22 protein-coding genes and 1 tRNA gene are annotated in these 22,810 nt (G+C 29.0%); 19 read left to right on the top strand and 4 right to left on the bottom strand.

All coding sequences use genetic code 11. The annotated features are described in order from the left end of the window. Positions 1 to 27 precede the first annotated feature (27 nt). The 11 genes from LF845_RS06120 (at position 28) to LF845_RS06070 (ending at position 9,721) form a co-directional block, all read left to right on the top strand. Positions 28 to 879, top strand: coding sequence for a dCTP deaminase/dUTPase family protein (locus LF845_RS06120; protein ID WP_242820123.1), 852 nt, complete (start codon positions 28 to 30; stop codon positions 877 to 879). 19 nt (positions 880 to 898) lie between these two features. Beyond that, the gene (locus LF845_RS06115; RefSeq protein ID WP_242820122.1) at positions 899 to 1,168 is read left to right on the top strand and encodes a hypothetical protein; all 270 of its coding nucleotides are present in this window, start codon (positions 899 to 901) and stop codon (positions 1,166 to 1,168) included. A gap of 17 nt (positions 1,169 to 1,185) precedes the next feature. After that, entirely contained in the window at positions 1,186 to 2,178 is a 993-nt protein-coding gene (locus LF845_RS06110) for a hypothetical protein (protein WP_242820121.1), read from the top strand. Between the two features lie 13 nt (positions 2,179 to 2,191). Continuing rightward, on the top strand, positions 2,192 to 2,734 hold the full coding sequence (locus LF845_RS06105; protein ID WP_242820120.1) for a hypothetical protein: 543 nt from the start codon (positions 2,192 to 2,194) through the stop codon (positions 2,732 to 2,734). Between the two features lie 80 nt (positions 2,735 to 2,814). Then, entirely contained in the window at positions 2,815 to 3,612 is a 798-nt protein-coding gene (locus LF845_RS06100; protein ID WP_242820119.1) for a hypothetical protein, read from the top strand. Continuing rightward, positions 3,602 to 5,245: a type IV secretory system conjugative DNA transfer family protein gene (locus LF845_RS06095; protein ID WP_242820118.1), complete on the top strand. Its 1,644-nt coding sequence runs from the start codon at positions 3,602 to 3,604 to the stop codon at positions 5,243 to 5,245. The genes LF845_RS06100 and LF845_RS06095 overlap by 11 nt, the downstream gene beginning before the upstream one ends. Before the next feature lie 10 nt (positions 5,246 to 5,255). Beyond that, positions 5,256 to 6,851: a hypothetical protein gene (locus LF845_RS06090; protein ID WP_242820117.1), complete on the top strand. Its 1,596-nt coding sequence runs from the start codon at positions 5,256 to 5,258 to the stop codon at positions 6,849 to 6,851. A 104-nt stretch (positions 6,852 to 6,955) separates the two neighbouring features. Beyond that, positions 6,956 to 7,972: an ArdC family protein gene (locus tag LF845_RS06085; protein WP_242820116.1), complete on the top strand. Its 1,017-nt coding sequence runs from the start codon at positions 6,956 to 6,958 to the stop codon at positions 7,970 to 7,972. Between the two features lie 3 nt (positions 7,973 to 7,975). Next, on the top strand, positions 7,976 to 8,200 hold the full coding sequence (locus LF845_RS06080; RefSeq protein ID WP_242820115.1) for a hypothetical protein: 225 nt from the start codon (positions 7,976 to 7,978) through the stop codon (positions 8,198 to 8,200). A gap of 89 nt (positions 8,201 to 8,289) precedes the next feature. Beyond that, positions 8,290 to 8,508: a hypothetical protein gene (locus LF845_RS06075; protein WP_242820114.1), complete on the top strand. Its 219-nt coding sequence runs from the start codon at positions 8,290 to 8,292 to the stop codon at positions 8,506 to 8,508. 31 nt (positions 8,509 to 8,539) lie between these two features. After that, positions 8,540 to 9,721, top strand: coding sequence for a site-specific integrase (locus LF845_RS06070; protein WP_242820113.1), 1,182 nt, complete (start codon positions 8,540 to 8,542; stop codon positions 9,719 to 9,721). 30 nt (positions 9,722 to 9,751) lie between these two features. Here LF845_RS06070 and LF845_RS06065 read toward each other — a convergent pair. Then, positions 9,752 to 9,849: transfer RNA gene (locus LF845_RS06065), tRNA-Sec, on the bottom strand. 104 nt (positions 9,850 to 9,953) lie between these two features. Between LF845_RS06065 and LF845_RS06060 the strand changes: the two genes are divergently transcribed. From LF845_RS06060 to LF845_RS06045, 4 genes are all read left to right on the top strand, one after another. Then, positions 9,954 to 10,874, top strand: a complete 921-nt coding sequence (locus LF845_RS06060) for a ketopantoate reductase family protein (protein WP_242820112.1) — start codon at positions 9,954 to 9,956, stop codon at positions 10,872 to 10,874. Continuing rightward, positions 10,871 to 11,734 carry a DMT family transporter gene (locus LF845_RS06055; protein ID WP_242820111.1) on the top strand — a complete coding sequence of 288 codons (864 nt, stop codon included), beginning with the start codon at positions 10,871 to 10,873 and terminating at the stop codon, positions 11,732 to 11,734. Before LF845_RS06060 ends, LF845_RS06055 begins: the two co-directional genes overlap by 4 nt. A gap of 83 nt (positions 11,735 to 11,817) precedes the next feature. Next, complete coding sequence (locus LF845_RS06050) at positions 11,818 to 13,035, top strand: type II secretion system F family protein (protein WP_242820110.1); 1,218 nt, start codon at positions 11,818 to 11,820, stop codon at positions 13,033 to 13,035. Between the two features lie 2 nt (positions 13,036 to 13,037). Further along, a complete protein-coding gene (locus LF845_RS06045; protein WP_242820109.1) occupies positions 13,038 to 13,400 on the top strand; it encodes a type II secretion system protein GspG in 363 nt (120 codons plus the stop codon). Positions 13,401 to 13,404: 4 nt separating this feature from the next. On the opposite strand, the gene mltG is transcribed toward LF845_RS06045, so the two are convergent. The 3 genes from mltG to LF845_RS06030 are packed head-to-tail and all read right to left on the bottom strand — an operon-like array spanning position 13,405 to position 16,820. Further along, positions 13,405 to 14,400 (bottom strand): endolytic transglycosylase MltG, encoded by a 996-nt coding sequence (mltG, locus tag LF845_RS06040; RefSeq protein ID WP_242820108.1) that lies wholly within the window; start codon positions 14,398 to 14,400, stop codon positions 13,405 to 13,407. Beyond that, positions 14,400 to 15,521, bottom strand: coding sequence for a glutamine-hydrolyzing carbamoyl-phosphate synthase small subunit (gene carA / locus LF845_RS06035; protein ID WP_242820107.1), 1,122 nt, complete (start codon positions 15,519 to 15,521; stop codon positions 14,400 to 14,402). Before carA ends, mltG begins: the two co-directional genes overlap by 1 nt. A 54-nt stretch (positions 15,522 to 15,575) precedes the next feature. Beyond that, positions 15,576 to 16,820, bottom strand: a complete 1,245-nt coding sequence (locus LF845_RS06030; protein ID WP_242820106.1) for a S1C family serine protease — start codon at positions 16,818 to 16,820, stop codon at positions 15,576 to 15,578. Between the two features lie 97 nt (positions 16,821 to 16,917). Here LF845_RS06030 and LF845_RS06025 point away from each other — a divergent pair, with 97 nt between their 5' ends. The 4 genes from LF845_RS06025 to tilS are packed head-to-tail and all read left to right on the top strand — an operon-like array spanning position 16,918 to position 22,806. After that, positions 16,918 to 18,462, top strand: coding sequence for an ATPase, T2SS/T4P/T4SS family (locus LF845_RS06025; RefSeq protein ID WP_242820105.1), 1,545 nt, complete (start codon positions 16,918 to 16,920; stop codon positions 18,460 to 18,462). Between the two features lies 1 nt (position 18,463). Then, positions 18,464 to 20,248, top strand: a complete 1,785-nt coding sequence (locus LF845_RS06020; protein WP_242820104.1) for an ATP-dependent DNA helicase — start codon at positions 18,464 to 18,466, stop codon at positions 20,246 to 20,248. After that, positions 20,235 to 21,590, top strand: a complete 1,356-nt coding sequence (locus LF845_RS06015; protein WP_242820103.1) for a glucose-6-phosphate isomerase — start codon at positions 20,235 to 20,237, stop codon at positions 21,588 to 21,590. The genes LF845_RS06020 and LF845_RS06015 overlap by 14 nt, the downstream gene beginning before the upstream one ends. Then, positions 21,574 to 22,806 carry a tRNA lysidine(34) synthetase TilS gene (gene tilS / locus LF845_RS06010; protein ID WP_242820102.1) on the top strand — a complete coding sequence of 411 codons (1,233 nt, stop codon included), beginning with the start codon at positions 21,574 to 21,576 and terminating at the stop codon, positions 22,804 to 22,806. The genes LF845_RS06015 and tilS overlap by 17 nt, the downstream gene beginning before the upstream one ends. Positions 22,807 to 22,810: the final 4 nt, after the last annotated feature.

Below are 22,810 nucleotides of genomic sequence, written 5' to 3'. Positions count from 1 at the left end.
ATTTAGTATATAAAAAGGAGGTAAAAAATGTATTTAAAAACAATAAAAGTGGCTAAACACGAAAAAGATGCATTGCGTTCTTTGTTATTTCTACATTATGCAAAAAATATACATATAGAATATATTGTTGATTTTCTCTTTATGTTAGAATCTGTTAGCGGAAATATTAATTATAGTAATGCTTTAAAAACTTATTTAAGCAATATTGCGAAAAAAAGATTAAACCTAACTGAAAATGAACTTAATATTATTAATAGTGTTAATGTCGATGTCAACGATTATGCTAATAATATTAATAATAAAAAATATGCTAAAATAACAAATCTTTTGGATCAAAAAATCAATTTGTTAATTGGTAATGACATAAACATACAAAGCATATTTGCCGTCGGATTAAATAAAAGTAATATTAAAAACACAAGTAAAAATATTAATTACACAGCAGACTTGTCGGCAGCGGCACAGTATTATAACGACTATGTAAGCTATGACGATAGCATTGCCTCTGTTGATTTTTTTGATACAAATAGTAATAATAATATTGATTTTACAGATATTAAAACTGTATTAACTACATTACACAAATTAAATACTAATAATACTTTTTTTACTAATTTTTTTATAAATATATCAAAAGAGGAAAGAGAAGCTTTTTTGTTTAATGTTTATTTAAACAATGTAAATAACATAAAAGTTAAAAACAAGTTAAATACTATTATTAAAAAGTTAAAAGAATATAACTATATCGACAAAAAATTTAGTTTAACTAAAGAGTTGCAAACATACAACCAACAAATTAAAGAGGCTGAATTATTTAATAATGATAATAATTTACAGAAAAATAAAGGTAAAACTACAGTATATTGTATGAGCAGATAAAGAAAAGAGAGGTGCAAATATGTTTAATTGGTTGATAGGTAGCATCAAAAAAACATTAAGGGAAGACACAGCGTATTACAAAAAAATTTCGGATGACTTCAAGGCTTTTTTGAAACAGCAAGATGAAGAGTACAAAGACTGGAAAAAAAGAGATAGGGAAGGCAGGTTAACAGAAGCGGAAAAAAAAGAACAAGAGCAGTGGCTTCAGGATGATTTGAAATGGGCACTAGAAAACCCCGACATGTACAAAAAAGCGTATGAAAATTTTGTTTTAAAACGCAAAAAATAAAAAAGAAGGGTTAAACTATGGAAACTATAGAACTTAACGAAAAAGAATTGGAACTGCAAGCTGAACATATTGATAATAGAGTAGAAATTAGTTTGAATGATTTTTGGCAAAAAATAGAAGAGGATATTACTAAAGAAGAAGCAGAAGAGCAAGAAGAAGAAAAAAAATATAATTTTTTTGAGCATTTGCTGGGCATGTTAGCTGATAATGTTAACGAAGACGATAATATCAGGTTAAGACTAAATTTGCCGGAAGAGGTAAAATTTAGTAATGACAAGGACTTGTACGATAATATTAAACATTTTTTAATCGAAAATAATATAAATGATGAGCAATACAAAGACTATATAGAGTATGCAAAAACAAATTTAGGTTTAAATTTAGAAAAAGATTTTACTAAAAAAAACAATGTGAATATGCAAATTGAAAATGTATTAGAAAAAGTTGAAAAACATACACTAAACCATTTAAACATAAATATTCATACAAGCAATCCTGTTGTTGACTTAACCGTTAAAGCTACACAATTAACTCTAATGCTACAATTTATGCAATTAATGTTGTTTTTAAAAGTATTGATGGAAATTAAAAAAGAATACGACAAAAAGAAGCAAAAAGAAAAGTTTGACAAATTCAAAAAAGCAACTGAAATGCTAGAAAAAACTACAAAAAAACATGAAAAATTTATTTTAAATTTAGAAAATCCACTTATTGTAAAACAAATTAAAAATATGCACGAAATACAAAAAAAACAAAAAAATACACTAACTTTTAACGATGTTTTGAAGCATATACATAATAACGCATTATTAATTAAAACAGACAGACAGTTAAAAAAAGAAATAAAACGATTTACAAATAGCAATAGTGTAGCAAAAAGTAAAAAAATAAATATATTGCAGAGTTTGCAAAAAAAACAAGAAAAACAACAAAAACAAGAAAAAAAAGTGCAAAAACAACAAAAACAGCAAAAAATTAATATTCCTAAAATTTCTTTTAAATTAAAATAAAAAGAGGTGACATATGCAAAGTAATACTAATTTTGCAAAAATAATACATTTAAATTTTGTAAAAGAAGTTAATAAATTAAGCAAAGAAGATGTTATTTTAATTTTATCTAATTTTAAATATGTTGTTGTTAATATTAAAAAAGATGAGCAATTAAAGTTTATTAACGAGTTTTTTTTATATATAAAAAATAAATACAATAAAGATAAAGATGTTAAAACTGAAATGAAAAAGCTATTTCAAAATGTTAGTAAAGACTATTTTTTTGAAAATATTATTGTAAACACGATACATAGTAAAAATATATCTAATTTTTTTAATATTGTTAATACTTTTCAATATTTTAGCTACGGTTTAAATATGTTTTTTATTACAAATAATTTACTTAATAACAAAAAGCAAAATAAAGATACTGTACAAGTATTAAAAGCAATAGCAAAAAATTATAAAAATACTGAGTTAGCTGACGAAATACTTGATGAACTATTAAAAATAGAAAAAGAAAAAGAAATAGAACAAGCAAAACGTCCATCCCCTGCTTTCAGTCGACATTTATAATACTATCAATCATTTATAAAAATTCCATTTAAAAATTACAGTATATTAGTTGAAAACAAAAAAAAAGGGAGTTATAAGTAATGTACAACGAAAAAAAACATGCAGCAAAAGGAAACTTGTACAAATTAAGTGTAGGTATTATTGTTGCATTGCAGTTTTTTTTATTTGTTGGGTTTAAAACTGATGTTAATCAATTTATTCCTTTTGTTAATAATTATCTAACTTCTTTTTATATATATTTTATAAAATTAAACACTATTGTAATATATAACATTTTAGTTATTTTGAAAAAATTACATTTACTCAATTTTTTTGAAAGTGCAGTAAACTTATATAATAATTTGTTTTTTGTTATTAATAATAATCAATTTTTTAATATAAATTATTTTTTAGTAAATAAATATATAGCATTATTTTACTTAGTAATTATGTGTAGTTTATTAATTTTGTATTTTTTATTTAAACAAGTAATCAAATTTTTTATAAATGTATTTTTTGTAGACAATGCAGCAAATAATAAAAAAACAACAACATATAAAACATTAAATCATTTAATTAATAGTATTAATAACATTAATACAACAGACATAATACGTTTAAAAGCAAATTTTGATAAGTATGTCGAAAAATACGGAACTACTGATTTAATATTTTTAAATAAAAATGCTGATTTTTATAACAGCAATGTTTATTTTGGTTATATATTCGAAAATACTGATAAAAAAATAAATTTAATTAAGCATAGACATTTATTTAACGATAATAACTTATATTTGTTTTTAAAAAGTTTAAAAGCAACTAAAAAAAATACACAAATAAAAAAATATATTAATGTATATAAAAAAATAAAATCAGGGGAAGTGCTTTATGAGTTATAAAATTATTGAAACTGAAAAGCTAAAAAATTTTGATGATATACTAAAAAAACGCAGAGCTTTATTTGTTGCTAATACAATACTTACAGTTGGTACATTAAATACACCTCTGTCTTTTTTCTTTTTCTTAACAAATTTAATTGCTTTTAAATATTATAAAAAAATAAAAAATTTAAAAAAAGAAGAGTTGCAAAATATTGATAGCAAAGGGGATATCTTTTTTGGTAGTGCAACATTATACAATAAAAATTTAGATATATTAAAAACTAAAACTGAAATAGATTATTATTTTAGTTATAACGACTTAACAAAACATACACTAATTTTAGGTACAACAGGAAGCGGTAAAACTACGGCTTTTATAAATATAATCGGTCAGCATGTAGACAAAGGTGGTGGTTTAATTTTTGTGGATGGAAAAGCGGATGTAGATATACAACAAAAAATTATAGCAATAGCACAAAAGCAAAACAGAGAAGACGATTTATTTATATTAAATTTTATTAGCAATCAAAAAACTAATACTATCAATATATTAAGTGGTAGTAGTATTGAAATGAAAGAAGTACTCACTAATTTAATCGTACCTGAAGGGGTAAGCGGTGATAATCAGTATTTTTATGACAATGCTTTAAGTCTGCTGCAAATTGCACTTAGTTGTTTAGTGTATTTGCGAGATATAGCTAAACAAAAAATTAATATACAACAAATAATTAGTATAACAAGTAATTTAAACAATTTAGTTAATTTATATAAAAATAATTTTAAAGGTATCGATGTAAATTTTAAAGATGAAAAAATAAATAAAACGATCAAACAGTTAACTGTGGAATATTTTGATGCGATGGGACACGTAAATTATGAAAGTAATGATTTTAACGAAGAAACGATTAGACAACATCAGTATGCTTTTAGCACGTTAAAAAATGGCTTGGAAATTTTAAGCAGCCAATTTGGGCATATATTCAATAGTGATGACGCTGATATTGACCTAAAAGAAATTATTAAAAATAACAGTATTTTGTACGTTGCATTGCCTGCACTTGAAAAGTCTAATGAAACACTTAAAAAATTAGGAAAGTTAATTATTACTATGCTTCGTCAGGTCACGGCTGCACAGCTAACAAATTTAGATTTAAGAACGGAAATACCGTTTTTATTAATGTTAGATGAATTTGGAGCATATTCTACAAGTGAATTAACTACTATAATGCAACAAGCACGTAGCTTAAATGTTGCAGTAATTGTAGCTATGCAAGAGTTGACAAGCTTAAAAAACAGGGACGAGGATAAACTTTTAGACAGTGTGTTGAGTAATACTAATACACAAATATTTTTAAAAGCAAAGGAGCCGAATACTTTGCAAAAAATAGAGCAACTTGCCGGCAAAGAAAAGGTTTTTGAAAGAACGGAATACACAGCAAACAGTGTCGATGTGCTTAAAAATATTACATCGTATGAAAAAACATACAAAGCAACAGAACAAAATCGTATAAGTACGATACATTTGCAGGAGTTTTCTAATGGGCAATGTATAATAATAAAAGACGGTAAAATATTTTATTGTAAATCGCAGTACTTGCATGTTGATACTGCTAGTACTTATAATTTTAAATTAAATAAAATGTTTAGTTAGTGTGTCAAAAATGAAAACTAACTGGAACTTGCACGCACATATAGAAAAAAATAATGCTTATGGAAAGGAAGTTGGCTTTGCAAAAGAAGACTTTAAAAAACATAAGCAAAATTTTGTGCATTTAAAATTTAGTTTTAACGATTTAAGTTTTTTTAAAGCGGGTTATACGACAAAAAACGATATTTTAAAGGTACTGAAAAATATTTTAAATGAATTTACAGAGCAAATTGAAAACGGGTATAGCTACACAGAAAAGCGTAGAAACGGTAAGCAGTATGCACGCACTTTGCAAATAACTAATTTTAAAATTGCTGCACATTTAGATAAAATAGATCACCCGCACCTGCATTTTTTATTTAATAAAAAAGAAGCTAAAAATTTAGGTAATAAATATATACAATTACGTAAGTTATTGGCAAATATATCAAAAAAATATAATTTAGAAAATATAAGTTTTGAAAATGAAAATTATGTTAATAAAAATAAATATTTAAAAATAAAGCTGGAAAACTTTTTTTGGCAAATAATACGCAATAGCGAGTCAACCCCGGATTTTAATGTACAAAATGAAATTAAAAAAAGATTTGGTAACATAGAAAATTTTGAAAACTTGTTATTTAATTATGTTGAAAATTATAAAAATTATAGTTTTATTAATAAGTTAATAAAAAAGATTAATGATTTAGCAAATGAAAAATTATTTGATTTTATATATGAAGAACAATATTTTGAAATTTTAGAATTAATTAAACAAAAAGATATAGAAAAATTAAAAAATTTTAGTAATAGCAAATTGTTACGTGAGTATATACGTTATTGTTATAATTTTAATTATAGCAAAAGTTATATAAATTTTGATCACTTAAATATAACTAAAGATGTTGATTTTGTTAGTACATTAATAAAAACAATAGATTTTTCAACTACTACTAAAACAAATAATACTAATAATAAAAACAAGTATAGTGATATATTTAAAACATTAAATATTATAGTTAATTATGCAATTAATGTTAGTAAAAACGAAAAAGAATTATTAGACAACTTAAATGTTAACAGTAATATAAAAGTAAAATGGCATACAAAAAATAGTGTAAAGTTAGGTTTTACTTTTATTATAAACAACACTAAGTATGTTTATACGTTTAATAAAAGCAAATATAAAAATATAAGTAATGTTAGAAAAGTTTTAAAGGAAAATAATTATAATTATGTTAGTGCATTATTAACAGACGGTAATATCGGTAATATAAATAATAATATAAATATTGAGCAACTGCAAAAATACTATAATTTGTTGACAAAAATCGAAAAAGAAGAGCCGATAAAAGCTGCAGATTATAGCTTGCTTTTTAATAATGCTTGTATAAATAATTTTAATAACATAACACAAAATAAAAAAATAACTAAACAAGTATATTATAAAAAAATTAAAGAATTGTACGCTAAAAGACAACAGGAGATGCAAAAAAACTTTGCATATAGAAAGCAAAATTTTTCTTATAAAAATATAAAAAATTATATAGGCAACGAAAAAGAGCTAAAAACAGAAATATTTACTTATTTGTTTGCAAATAAAAATAAGTACAAAGCTAAAAGATATTAAGCAAAATAAAATCTCTACGAAATTCCCATTATTTATTAATAATTTAAAAATTTTTTACTTAAAAATCACAGTATATTTGTTGAAAACAAAAAAAGGAGTTAGTGATGTTTAAATTAAGTAGTAGTAATAACAATAATAAAACTGAAAAAAGTATATATGCAGAAGTGACTGATATAATTTTACAGAGCTTAAAAGAGGGTAACATTCCTTGGCAACGTCCATTTGCTAAAACTGGGTTACCTGCAAACTTTACAACAAAAGAGCAGTATAAAGGCATTAATGTACTTTTGCTTAATAATGCTATTTTAAAAAATAATTATGAATCTAAATATTTTTTGGGTTTTGTACAAGTCCAGAGTCTACAAGGTATGGTTAATAAAGGTGAAAAAGCACATCCTGTTGTCTATTTTACCGTAAAAGAAAAGGAGATAACTGCTGAAGAAAAAGATGAAATTATAGAAAAAAGACCTGAGGCAAATATAGTAGAACATTCAGAAAAAGAAGGTATGTATATATATACATATCCAGTGCTAAAAAGACATTTCGTTTTCAATGTTTGTCAAACTAATTTAAAAGATAAAATAATTAACGAGGAAATTAATGAAGTTAAAATATCAAATTTAAAAGATGATGATAAAATACAAAGAATAGAAAATTTTTTAAATTCGATCGAAAATAAACCGAAAATAATAAATACCGCAATAGGTAGAGCTTGTTACATTCCTTCGACAGATACAATACAAATACCAAAAAAATCACTTTTTGTTGGTATTGATGAATATTACTCTACACTTTTTCATGAACTTGTACATAGTACTTTACACGACAGTAGATTAAATCGTAAAGCTGAAGGATTAGATTTTGGTTCCCAAGAATACGCAAAAGAAGAACTCATCGCAGAACTCGGATCAGCATTTTTGTGTTGGCAATTTGGTATACAAAAAGTAATACAAAATCAAGCTGCTTATATTAAAAGCTGGATACAAATACTGGAAAACGACAAAAAAATATTGTTGCAAGCAAGCAAAGCAGCACAAAAAGCTGTTGAGTATTTAAATGAGGCAGGCAGGCAAATAAAAAAAGAAGATACAAATAAAAAAATATATGTAAAAAGGAGATAACTTATGTATGCCGATGTTAATTTAATTTTTGATATTGTTTTAGAGAAAAATAAAAAATATAAAAAACCGACAAAAATTGAATTAAAAAGATACATAAAAAAAGTTAAAGCTAAGTTAAATAAAGATTATAAATATTTGTCAAATAAAGATAAAAAAGATATTTTGATAGAAACGCTTAGGCAAGTGTACCCTAATTTAACTGTACACGTAATACAAAAATATATTTAAATTTATTTATATTTTTTTTTAAAAAAATGACATTTTATGTTATATATAAATGTATATAATAAAAAATATATATTTTAAAGGATATATATATGCAAATAAATAATAATTTAAACGAAAATAATGAATTTATTAATTATGTGGAGTTAGCAAATATTTTACATTTAAAGGTTTGCACTTTGAGAAAGTGGATGGTGGAGGGTAAATTTAAGCCGGGTAGAGATTATATTAAGTTAGGTACTGCTAAAAAATCTAAAGTTTTATTCAAAAAGGATATTATAAATAGAATTGATAAGATTGCGAAATTTTGATACTATTTTAAGAAAATATAAAGGTTGAAAATTGAGAAAAACTGTAAAAGTTAGAACAGATAAAGGAAAGCTTTTATTAGATTTTTATTACAAAAATGTTCGATGCAGGGAATATCTCGGAATTGATAATACGAAACAAAATTGGCGATTTGCTGAACGTTTAGCAAGTGAAATAGAGCAAAAGATTCTATTAGATACTTTAGATTATGCGGAGTATTTTCCTGAAAGTAAAAAATTAGAATTACTTGGTATAATTAGAAAAAAAGAATATTTATTTTGTGAGTACGCTAATAACTGGTTAGTACGCACGCAAAAAAAAGTAGAAGCTGAATTAATGGATAAAGGTACTTTAAGAGCGTATATAACAGGCTATAAAAAACTTAAAGAAAGCGAATTTTGGTATAAAAAATTAAATGAAATAACTAAAATTGATGTTGAAGATTACATAACTTATTTAGCAAAAAACAAAAAAAATAAAACTGTAAATAATTTATTAATACCGTGCAGATTAATATTAAAATCTGCTTTTGAAGAAGATTTACTGACTAAAGATTTAGCTAAATTTGTAAAAAGTTTAAAAAACGAAAAAGTGGATATAGATCCTTTTACTGCAGAAGAAGTAATATCTATTTTAAAACATTTTGAGCAAAAATACCAACATTTACATTTATTTTTTGCTGTAGGTTTTTTTACTGGGATGAGGTTGTCGGAAATAATTGGTATGCTATGGAAAAATTTTGATTTTAATAGAAATACTTATTTAGTTAATAATGTTATTGTTAATGGACAAGTAAAAAATAAAACTAAAACAGTTGAAAGCCATAGGGAAATTGTTTTGCCTGATATTTTAATACCTATTATACACAAACATAAACAATATACATATTTAAAAAGTGAATATGTTTTTGTGAATCAGTACAATAAACCTTTTACAAGACCTGATAAAATTGCAGAGTTATACTGGAAACCTGCTTTAAAAAAACTTGGCTTTAGATACAGAAATATGTATCAAATGAGGCATACGCATGCAATTTTAAGTATTCTTGCAGGTGATAACGTGCATGATATTGCTAAAAGATTAGGACATACAAATTTAGAAACTTTCTTTCGCAGGTACGCAAAGTATTTAAAAGATTATTTATCTAAAAGTAAAATATCTGATTTATTCTCTAAACAAAATTGCAGAAAACTGTCAGAAACTGATAACACCTAAAAGCTATCTTATTGGTAATAAATGAGAATATGGCGGGAGTGTGAAGGAATCGAACCTCCCTCCCAACCAAAAAGGCGGGACAGTCGGCTTTGAAGGCCGCGGGGGACACCAGAACCCCATCCACTCCCATGCGATTTAAACATACTTCAACTTTATAAAAAATTCAATTTGTAAAATGTATGTTTTATATATATAGTGCTTTTTTTAAAAAATGATTCAATGGGAGCATATTATGTATAATGTTTTGGTGATTGGAGCAGGCGCTATGGGGCTTTTGTATGCCGCCCAACTTTCAAGCTCTGAAAAAATAAATGTGTGTTTTGGGGCAAGTGGTGAGAGATATAAAAGGCTAAAAGATCACATATTTATATTTAACGAAAAAAAATATGATTTTAAAGTAATTGATATTGAAAACTATTCGGACAAGCCGTTTGACTTGGTAATAGTTGCAGTGAAGTTTTTTCAGTTGGATGAATCAATCAGGAACCTTTATAAGTTAATTGGAGAAAATACTGTTTTTGTGTCTCTTTTAAATGGTCTTGATAGTGAAGATATAATTGCAAATATGTATGGAGAAGAAAGGGTAGTATATTCAATGACAGTTGGTATGGACTCTGTTAGAAATGCTGATGGCTCTGTAACTTGTGAGAATTTTGGCAAACTAGTCTTTGGTGCAAAAAAAGCCAATCAAATAAAAAATGTAAAGTTGGTAAAGAGTATTTTTGATACTGCTAAAGTTGCTTACGAAATACCTGAAAATATAATGAAATCTATTTGGTGGAAATTCATGGTAAATGTAGGGATTAATCAGGCATCTGCGGTACTTGGCCTTAATTATGGTGGGTTTCAGAAAAGTGAAGCTGCAAGAGCCCCTATGCTTGGGCTGATGAAAGAGGTAATTTTGATTTCTCAATATGAAAATATTAATCTTAATGAAGACGAAGACTTGAATGTCAAATGGTTTAAAGTGCTTCACAGCCTTTCTCCTACTGCAAAGACATCTATGCTTCAAGATATTGAGGCAAAAAGGAAAACTGAAGTGGAGATTTTCGCAGGTAAAGTTATAAAACTGGCAAATAAGCATGGTATTGATACCCCTTATAATAAAATCTTTTTTGAGATTATTAAGGGGATTGAGAGCTCTTATTTATGACTTACTTGAAACTTCTATTTGCAGTCTTGTTTTGGGGTAGCTCATTTACAGCAGGTAAAGTGGCAGTGAGATATTTGCCTGTATATACCGTAGCATTTTATAGATTTTTTATTAGTTCAGTTTTATTGATAGCAATCTTTTATTTTTATAATTACAGGTTTAAGCTCAAGGAGTTTGTTTTTTGTATATTTGGAGGATTGACCGGGATATTTGCTTATAATTATTTTTTCCTTAAAGGGCTTTCAATCACTATGGCGTCCAAAGCATCAATTATTGTTGCTATCAATCCCGTCTTATCGGTAATAGGCGCAGTTTTTTTATTTAAAGAGAAGATAAATATTAAGCAAATTGTTGGCATTATATTGGCATTTTTGGGGATAATACTGCTTATTACCAAAGGGAGAATTGATTTGATTTTGACAGGCGGATTTAATAAAGGGGATATTTTTATACTATTTGCGGCGGTTTCTTGGTCGTGTTATACATTATTTGGTAAAAAGGTATTGACTAATATCTCTGCAATAGAGTCGACAACATATTCGGTTATATGGGGGACATTTATATTATTCCCTTTATTTTTAAGTGAAAATATTGAAAATTTTTATCATATTAATGCTAAATCTTTGCTTAGCATTTTGGTGCTTTCAGTTTTGGCTACAGTTTTGGGGTTTATATGGTTTTACGATGGGATAAAGAAAATTGGAGCATCAAAAACAGTTGTTTTTATATACCTTGTGCCTGTGTTTGGAGTGTTAATAGGTTTTATACTCTTGGGTGAAAGGCTTAGTTTGGCTGCATTGGTCGGTGGTATGGTTACAATAACCGGTGTTTTCATTGTTAACAAGTTTAGTGAAAAATAAAGTTGCCAAATTATTTGATAAAAAAGAACAAGTCATACTACATTAAATATTTAAAAATATTTTTTTTGTGATATAATGAAACTATGCGATTTAAGTATACCGGCGAAAAAAACAATATTAAGGTAAACGGCATTATTGATGCTTCAGACTCAAATGAGGCGTCTCTCATTTTATTTGATCAGGGGATAAATTTAATTAATCTGAAAGAAGTAGGTTTTATTGATGAGTATCTCTACAAGATAAAAGCGTTTAAAACAAAAACATCAAAAGTTAAGCTGGAAGAGCTTATCGTTTTGACAAGGCAGTTTGCCACTCTGTTTGATGCGGGGATTCCGGTTGTTAAAATACTTGATAGAATGTCAAAACAGAACTTTTCCGAAAAACTTTTAACTGCAATTTTGAAAATTAAAGAGGATGTAGAAGCAGGACTTTCACTAAGTGCGGCTTTTGGAAGGCAGAAGGGGATTTTTTCACCTTTATATATAAATATGCTTAAAGTAGGTGAGGAAGGCGGAGTCCTTGATATTGTACTAAGCAGGCTGGCTGATATCCTTGAAACCGACCTTGAGACAAGAAACAGGATTAAACATGCGACGAGATATCCGAAGCTTACCGTAGGGGCAATAGCGGTAGCTTTTAGCATCTTGGTAGTGTTTGTTATTCCAAAATTTGTTGGCTTGTTTAATAAATTTAAAGCGGAGCTTCCTTTACCTACCAAGATATTAATATGGATAAATTACTTTGTGCAAAACTATTGGTGGCTTATTATTTTTATAATCTTTTCCGCTATTTTTGCCTATAAAAAGTATAAGTCCACGGAAAAGGGGAAAGTTAAGATCGATTTGCTTGTTTTTAAAATTCCAATAATCGGACCAATTTTGCATAAAATATACATATCAAGGATTACAAGGATATTAGGACTACTTTATAGAAGTGGTATTCCAGTTGTTTCAAGTTTTGATATTGTGTCTGAAGTTAGCGGAAATGAAATAATCAAAAAAGAGATACAAAATGTTAAAATCAGAGTGTCTCAAGGTAACAATATTGCCGCTTCTTTTGGTTATTCTGAGTATTTTCCAGAGGTAGTTACGGATATGATTGCTGCAGGGGAAGAAACAGGTAGGCTGGATGAAATGCTTGAGAAAATTGCCGATTATTATGATGAAGAAACTGATTACGCTATTAAAAATCTATCAACTGCCATAGAGCCGATTCTTCTTGTATTAATAGCTGGCATGGTAATATTGCTTGCCCTTGGTGTATTCCTCCCAATGTGGGATATGATAAAAGTTATAAAATAATTATGACATTAGGCAGACACCCTGAACCTACTCATAGAATCTCAAGAACAGTTGAAATCATAATTGTGCTTTGCGTTATATCTGTTTTTGTGGCAATTATTTATAATAAATATAACACTATTCGGGATGAAGCTTTGGCAAATATGAGAAAAATGGAAGTAAATACGATATCTTTGTCGATAAAATTGTATCAGATAAAAAACGGCAAATATCCCAAATACTTAACGGATATTATAGATGAGAAAGTACTGGATGAGGAAACTGCAAAGATGCTTGGGTTTGATGAGCGTTTAGAAGGGAAAACCTTGCTTGACCCATTTGGAAAACCCTATATTTATGATAACACTACCGGATTTGTTAAATAGTCTTTTACCTTTTTTGAAACTTGTACACCTTTTTTAAATGCTCTGCGTATGTTTTTGAAAAGTGATGTTTTCCTTCCTTATCTGCTACAAAGTATAGGTAATCTGTAGACGCTGGATTTATTGCGGCTTCAAGAGAATATTTATCAGGGTTGCAAATAGGGGTAGGTGGCAGTCCGGATATTTTGTAAGTGTTGTATATATTACTTCTGTCGGTTAAATCTTTTTTTCTAATATTACCGTCAAAATCTTCATATATTCCGTATATGATTGTCGGGTCGGATTCAAGTCTCATTCTTTTCTTTAACCTGTTATGAAATACGGACGATATCAAAGGTAATTCATCTTTGTAATAAGATTCTTTTTGAATAATAGATGCGAGTATCACCGCTTCGTAAATATTTAACCCCATGTTTTTAGCTTTTTCTTCAAACTGTTTGGGTAGATTTTTAAAAAATGTTTCAACCATTTTTTCTATTATTTTTTCAGGTTCGGTATTTTCATCGAAAAAATATGTTTCAGGATACAGAAAGCCTTCCACATTTTTGACATTAATGCCGATAACAGAAGATGCAAATTGAGCATCAAGGCATTTTTCTGCAAATTTCTCAAATTTGGCAATGTTCAATTTGTCAAGTGTGCCTGCTATATCATAAATATTATAACCTTCCGGTATTGTAACCTTGATTTGATATGTTTTACCGTTGATAATATAGTTTAGAGCTTCATTAATTGAAATATTTTCAAATTTATAAGTCCCATATTTTATTTTTTTATCAAAGTGATGCACCTTTATTAGATAATATTTGAATAAAACAGGTGTTTTTAAGTGGGTAAAAATCTTATTGTATACTGAAGTGAATGGTTCATTTTTTTCAATTTTAAGGTTGTAAGTTATAAAAGTCCTTTCAAGGAAGTTTTTACAATTAATAATCCACACCCCTAAGAGTGTGGTGATAGTAAAAGTCAAAATTATAGCTAATAAGAAAAATTTTTTAAGCATTACTTGTGGGACTTAATAAGCTTTACAAACCTCTCAAACAGATAGGCTGCATCATGAGGCCCGGGTCCGTTTTCAGGATGGTATTGAACTGCAAAAGCCGGTTTCCCTTTTACTTCTATCCCTTCTACTGTTTTGTCATTAAGATTTATGTGGCTGACTTCGACTTTATCCTTTATGGACTCTACATCAACAGCAAAGCAGTGATTTTGCGCAGTTATTTCAACCTTTTGAGTTCTTAAATCCATAACTGGCTGATTCCCGCCATGATGACCAAACTTGAGCTTATACGTTTTTCCGCCAAGGGCAAGGGACATAATTTGGTTGCCAAGGCATATTCCAAAAGTTGGGATATTATTTTCGATAGATTGTTTGGCTATTTCTATACCACTTTTTATTGGCTCAGGGTCACCAGGTCCATTTGAAAGAAATATACCGTTAGGTTTAAGTTCTTTTATTTGAGAAAATGTGTAAGTATAAGGCACAACAGTGACTCTACATCCATTATCGGCAAAATACCTCAAGATATTTCTCTTAACTCCGAAATCAACTGCAACAATGTGTAAATCAAAGTTGTTATATTTTTTATAGCCGTTTTCCAAATCCCATGTCCCTTCTGTCCACTCATAAGGTGATTTGCAACTGACATATTGGACAAGGTCTTTACCAACTATAGACGCAATATTTTTTGCCTTTTCAGTTAACTCATCTATGTTGTCACTTACTGTTGATATTACGGCATTCATTGAACCTTTTTCCCTTATATGTCTGACGAGCTTTCTTGTGTCAATTTTCTCTATCCCTATAATATTATGTTTTTTTAGAAAATCTCCAAGACTCGTTGTAGCACGATAGTTAGAATAGACTGTGCTATATTCTTTTATGATAAAAGCAGATACAAAAGGTTTTATGGATTCAAAATCTTCTTCATTTATACCATAATTTCCAATTAGAGGATAAGTCATTGTAACCATTTGTCCGTAATAAGAAGGGTCGGTTAAGATTTCCTGATAACCTGTAATTGAAGTGTTGAAAACAACCTCACCGGTTATTTCCCCTTCCGCGCCGAAACTTATACCTTTAAAAAACGTGCCATCTTCCAACACAAGAAATGCATTAGCCATTTTGACTCCTTTAATTTTTATCAGAATATTAAGGATTTTTAAGATTTTTTCAAGTTAGAAAAAGAGCTCAAATTTAAAAATTCTGTCATTTCTGTAAATTGTAAAAATATTTTTATCAAATATGTTGTTTATGATAATTTCATTTATATCCGAAATCTTTTTGATTTCTATATTATTTATTGCAAGAAGAATATCCCCTTTTTTAAGATATGCCGGTATGGAGCTGTCTGTAACTTTTACGTAATCCCCACTTTGTTTAAATTTGATACCAAAAAAATCATTTAGAAGTTTTAACCCATAATTTTCAGGCATTGTGTCAGTCTTGATTTTACCCTTTAAAAATTTATCCCCTCTTTTTGCTATTATTTCAAAGGAATTGCCCGGCGGATAACTTTTAAAAATATATTTAAGGGCGGATTTTGTAGCAACAGGAATATTATTGAGCTTATAGATTATATCCCCCTTTTTTAACCCTATCTTTTCGGCAGAGCTCCCTTTGTCTACCTTTTCTACGCTAAGACCATCTTTTGTTTCTTCTATTATCATCCCTGTGTATGTTGGTCTTATTTTACCGTATTTTGTTATTTCTTCTGTGACCCTTTTTAATATGTCTATTGGTATTGAAAAGCCTATACCTTGAGCTTCTTTATAAATAGCAGAATTTATCCCAATAACTTCTCCGTCTAAGTTTACTAAGGGACCACCGCTATTTCCAGGATTTATAGGTGCATCAATTTGTATAAAAGTTGAAAAAGAGTTGTTTATATTTAAAATACGGTTAGTGTTACTCACGACGCCTGTACTTACTGAGCTTTCAAGTCCGTAAGGATTACCCATTGCGATAACAGTTTCTCCAAGCATAATATCACTACTTGTGCCAAGAGTTACAGGGGTAACATTTTTAATATTTTTTACTTTTATTATTGCTATATCCAGGTCTTCGTCACCACCTATCAGCTCAGCTTCGTATTGGACTTCATCCCCGGCTACAGCATAAATTTTAGAAGCCGATTTTATAACATGATAGTTTGTAACAGCTGTTCCAACTGTGTCGATAAAAAAGCCTGAACCTAAGCTTTCTGTTTTATATGTTTTTTTAAAGCCGAAAAATTCACCAAAAAAGGGGTCATCAAAAAAAGGGTTAAAATCCCGCTGAACGATTTTTTCAGTTCTTATATTAATTACACTATTTTTAATGAGTTTAACTGCTTTGACGACTTCAGTCTCCCTATGGGAGGAAAATGCAAAGCTTGCTGCAATAAGTAAAATAATTAGTGATTTGATAAGGTTGTCCAGCATGGGTATAATAATAATTGAAAAAATAATTAAATTCAATGAAATATCTGCTAAAATATGTTATGATTTTGTAAATACTTTGGTTGAGAAGGAGTATATAATGAATCGTTTAGGTGAAGATCTGTTAGCAAAAGGTTTGATATCAAAAGAGCAGCTGAGTACAGCTCTTGAAAGGCAAAAGGTTACTAAGGAAAGATTGGGCAATATATTGGTAAAACTTGGATTTATTACTGAGCAGGATCTGTCGAATTTTTTAATAGAAAAGTATAATGTGCCGAAATATTTGGAAGAAACAGTAAATATCCCTGCAAGTCTACAAAAGATGGTAGATTTTAATTATGTTATAAATTATGGGATTATCCCTTTCAAGGCTGATGATAAATCGATTTATGTTGGGATTAATAATTTTAACAATTTGACTGAAATCGATTCGTTAAACCAAAGATTAGGGAAGAAGGTTATTCCGTATTTTTTCAAAGATTCGATGTTTGAAAAGATTATGAGTGATTTTTCTAAATTTCCTTACGGCGTTAAAGATTATGAGTTTAAACCTTTCAAGGTATTTGCTAAGGATAAGCTTAATTCCAATTACACCCTTGCAGACTTTTTAAAGGTGCTTGAAGATTTTGACAACTCATTGAAATATGTAATATTTATGGAAGGGGAGAGGCCTGTTGCTAGAAAATCAAGAGTAAATTACAGACTTGTTTTTGATGAGATTAAAAGGGCTAAGATTCTTGAGTTTATTAAACAGACAACAGGGGAAGATGAACGTAAAAAGCTTGTTAAGGATGGGTATGTTAATTTTAAAAAAGAGTTTAACAATAAAACATATTCCTTTTTAATTTTTAAAAGCCAAGATAAGTTTAGTATCCATGTAAAAGATGCATCATCAACTATTCCTGATATTGAAAACTTGGGATTTAAAGAAGATATACAAAAATACTTAGTCCAAGTCCCAAAAGGGCTGACTATTTTTACCGCTCCGTACAGACACGGAAAGAGCACCGTATTTTCTTCCATTGTAAATCTATATAACAAGACTAAGCCTTTTAATATTGTAATGATTGATACTAATATTGAAAATTATATTCCTCAGAATAAGTCAGTTGTTACTATAATTGAGTGCGAAGAAAAGAGTCAGTTTTCAAAGAAATTGAGAATTGCTAACGAATTGGACCCCGATGTTGTTTTTGTTTCTGACATCCCGGATGTTGAAACACTTGATATGCTGTTAAATATATGTGAGTCAGGGGTTTCTGTATTTGTTGCAATGGATTGTGGCAGTATTAGTGTATTTTTTGAAAAGATAAACCTGATTGCTGCAGGTGCCAGCGACTACTATTTGAGCAGGCTTGCAGATATGATAAACGGCATTATAAATATGCGTCTTGTTCCTGTAAAAGGGATTGATAGAAGAATTTTGGTTTATGAATCGATATTTAACGCATTTAAGCTTAAAAAGGCAATTAAAGATAAAAATTTCTCTTATATTGATAACCAACTTAAAGGGACTCCTGATTTTATTCCGATAGAGAAAAAGCTTGCAGAATTATTTAACAAAGGTACTATTGAGTATGATGTGGCAGAGACTTTTTCAAATGATTTGGAGCTTTTCAAGAGGTATGCCAATATAAATATTTAATATGGATATACAGACCTTTTTTTCTGCAGATTCCCCTCTTATTTCGCTTCTTCCTGATTTTAAAGTGCGAAAATACCAAGGGGATTTGTCTGCATTTATTAATGATACGATAGAAAATTATGAGACATCTGTGATAGAAGCTCCAACCGGGAGCGGCAAGACCTTGGCATATCTTATTCCAGCATTCTTATCAAATAAAAAGGTGATAATATCTACTAAATCTAAACAACTTATGAATCAGCTTTACTATAAGGATATATCGGCACTTAAGCAACTCACCATGTGGGATAAGTATGTAAGCGTACTGAAAGGTAAAAAAAACTATTTCTGTCTTCAGAGATATTTTAAGTATATATTGCCCTTTGCAGATGAATATCCTGATGTAGTGGCGTGGTATAGCGATAATAAAAATGAAGAGATTGTAGAAGTCCCGTATTATAGATTTGATGAAGCAACCTATGATAAGATAACTGCTGACAGTTTTCAGTGCAGTGCCGGCAAGTGTGAATATTTCGGGGTGTGTCATTTTTATAAAGCAAAAGAGATTGCCAATATGTCTGATATTGTCATAACAAATCACTATTTGCTTCTCACTGATATAGCGTCAAAAAGTAAATCGGGCTTTTTGTCAAACTTTGAAAATTTTGACCATATTATTTTTGATGAAGCTCACTCGATTGTTGATATTTTTCCTATGTTTGCCGGGGAAGAGGTATCTTTAAACAACTTGAAATCCTTTTTAAAGGATAACAAAGATTTAATGAGAATTGACTTATACATAGAGATAAGAAACAAAATTAGAGTTTTTGAAGCAAAAATTAAAAATAAAGAAACTCTGAATGAAATTCATATAACCACATTTGAGAACATCTTAAATTTTATAAGAGAAAACATATTGGATTTATTGGATAATGACGAAAGGGAAAATTTTAAAAAGATTGAAAAAAGCTTTAAGTTTATACTTGAGCATACGGGGGTAAAGTTGGTTGAGCCCACCAAACAATCTGCAATTATAAAATTATTGCCACTTAAAGTTAATGATATATTTTACGAAGGGCTTATTAAAACAGCTATTAGTGCTACTTTTATCAGTGCTACCCTTACTACCGACAAATCATTTGATTTTTTCAAGGAAGAACTTGGTTTGCCAAACAATATCTCTGAATATATTGTCGATCAAAACAATTTTAGAAAAAATTCCGTATATGTAATTCCTAAAAATATCAAAGATAAGTCGAAGTTATATATAGATTATGTAAGTAGAGTTGATGCGCCTATGCTTATAATTTTTAACAGCATAAGCATGATGAATAAAATGTATGAAATATTAAAAGATAATGTTAAAAATAAGAATATTATTTTGCAGCAAAGTGTAAATATGGGTGAGTTTTTTGCTGATAGCAAAGATGTAATACTTGGTTGTGCTGTTTTGAGGGAAGGGATAGACATAAAGACAAATTCCAAAATAAAATGTGTAATTATAGACAAACTTCCCTTTGAAAATATCAGTGATGTTTATCTGAATATGAAGGCAAAAGATATTGAAGAAAACGGCAAAAATTCTTTTAAAGACTTTTATCTGCCGCGCGCAGTTATATATTTCAAACAGTCTATCGGAAGATTGATTAGAAGTGAAGATGATTCAGGTGTTTGTATAATTTTGGATGACAGGGTACTTACTAAAAATTATGGGAAGTATTTCCTTGAAGAAATAGATAAAAATAGAATATATGATGATTTGCAGTCTGCACTTAATGATTTGGAGGATAGTTATGAACAGTATTAAATTGGACTATAATTTTTGTATGAGCGATAACGTTAATTCATCTATTTCATACGATGACTTGCTAAAAAAGATAAATCAAGTCAAGTCAGGCTATTCCAAACTTATGGAAATGGTTTCAAGTGGTGAGGTAGGATTTACTAAGTTGCCTGACAAAGACTTAAGTAAGATTGTTGATTATGCAAAAAGTGTAAGCGGGCAGTTTAATGATATGATTGTAATTGGGATTGGTGGCTCATCACTGGGGTTGGAAGCTATAGAAAATGCTCTTTTACCATTTAATTTTAATACATTAAGCCTTGCGGAAAGAGGATATTTTCCAAGGCTTTGGGTAGCAGATAATATTGACCCGGTAAAGATAGGGTGGATACTTAAAAAGTGCAATCCAGAGGATACTTTGGTCTTGATAGTGACAAAATCGGGTAGCACCGTTGAAACAGCCGCAAATGCTTCTGTTGTCGTGGAATGGCTTAAAGAGTCCGGTGTTGATATTAATAAGCATGTTGTGGCGATTACCGACCCTGAAAGCGGGAGTTTGAGAAAATATGTGAATGAATCAGGTATTCAGTCATTTGAGGTGGAAAAGAATGTAGGTGGGAGATTTTCAGTTTTATCTGCGGTGGGGCTTTTACCTGCTGCAATTTTGGGCGTAAAGGCAGAAAAATTATTAGAAGGTGCTAAAGCTGCCCTTGAAAATGAAAGACAGTTTTTAACACTTTCAGCTCTTTATTTGCACTATTATCTTGAGAAAAGGATTAACGTGTTAATGCCTTACAGTTCAAGTTTACAAAAGTTTTCTTTTTGGTTTTCTCAGCTTTGGGCTGAAAGTCTTGGTAAAAAGTATGATTTAAGCGGCAATGAAGTGTTTACGGGGACGACTCCGTTTCCTGCAATAGGTGCTAATGACCAACACTCATTGGTACAGCTTTTTAGAGAAGGCCCTGATGACAAATTGGTTACATTTGTGGAAGTGAAAAGTCACACTTTGGAGAAATCTATCAAGGAGCCTTTTTATGAAGATTTCAATTATTTGAAAGGGGTAGAGCTGTCAAATCTTTTAAATACCGAGCTTGCTGCCACTGAAGCAGCCCTTTTAAAAAGTAAAAGGCCAAGTTTAAAAATAATTGTAGACTACCTTGATGAATTTTCTTTGGGGTATCTTTTTATGTTATATGAACTTACTACCGCTATAGTAGGTCTTAGTTTAAATGTTAATCCGTTTGACCAGCCCGGTGTTGAGGAAGGAAAACAGTTTGCATATGGAATTTTAGGTAGAAAAGGTTTTGAAGAAAAACTTATGGAATTTAAAAAACTGAATAGTAAAATTGATGAGTACATTATTTGAACAAGAGCTGTTAAAAAATCTAACTTACTGTAAGAATAAAAAAATACTTGTTGCCTTTTCAGGTGGGGCTGATTCATCAGCTCTTTTGTATGCTCTCGTAAAAAATAATTTTGATGTAATTGCTTGCCATGTGAATCATTCCATAAGGGGAGAGCTTGCAGATAGGGATGAAAAGTTTTGCGAGGATTTTTGCAAAAAACTTAATATTGAATTGATAGTAAAGAGAATAAATGTCCCCGAATATGTAAATAAAAATAATGTTAGTGTTGAGGATGCTGCAAGAAAACTTAGATATGAAGAGTTATTTAAGGTGTTTGAAGAGAAAAATGCCGATTATATCTTTACTGCACATCATTTGGATGATCTTGTAGAGACATTTTTTGTAAAGCTTTTTCAAGGAAGCTCTATTTACAACTTAAAGGGGTTTGGATTTAATGAAGAGTTTTTAAAAAGACCGTTACTTTACGTTGAAAAGGGAGTGATTCTTGATTTTATTGAAAAGAAAAATATTCAATTTGTTGTTGATGAGACTAATTTTTCTTCAGATTATGTTAGAAATTGGCTGAGAGCAGAAATTATCCCTGCGATTAAGAGTTATAGTGCTGGATATTTAAAAAATGTTATTAAGCTTCAAAATGAATCTGGTGAGTTGAAAAATTATCTTTTGCATAAAACAAGAAATGTAGAGTTTGATAGGCATAGTGGTTATTATTCCTGTAATTTGGAAAGGATTGTCAAATTAGATTCTTATGAAAAAAAGTTTGTTTTAGCAGAATTTTTTAAAAATTTTTTTAGAGTAGAAAAAGTACATGTTGAGTTGGCTTTAGAATGTTTTGAAAAGAGTGAGCACTCTGTGAGAATAAATTTACCAAAAGACTATATTTTTGAAAAAAGTTATGATAAAATCTATTTTTTTAATAAAAATATGCTGGGAGGGTTTAAATATAATAAAAGCTCCGGAGTAAGTAATATTTTTATAAGTGAAATTGGTAAACATATTGAGTTTTCAGGAGAGTTTGTTCAAAAGGAGTTAACTGTTAGAAACAGGCTCCCCGGGGATAGATTTAAAGGGAAAAAAGTAAAAGACCTTTTTATAGATAAAAAAATAGACCTTTTTTTAAGAGATATTTCATGTGTAGTTGAAAGTTGTGGCAAAATTATTTATGTTGAAAACATTACAGAGAGTGAAAATATAAAAATAATAATGATAGATTAGGAGA

It is taken from the genome of Deferrivibrio essentukiensis (genome assembly GCF_020480685.1).
Classification (GTDB): domain Bacteria; phylum Chrysiogenota; class Deferribacteres; order Deferribacterales; family Deferrivibrionaceae; genus Deferrivibrio; species Deferrivibrio essentukiensis.
Note: the sequence above shows the minus strand (reverse complement) of the source record. Positions and strands in the feature narration are given on the sequence as shown.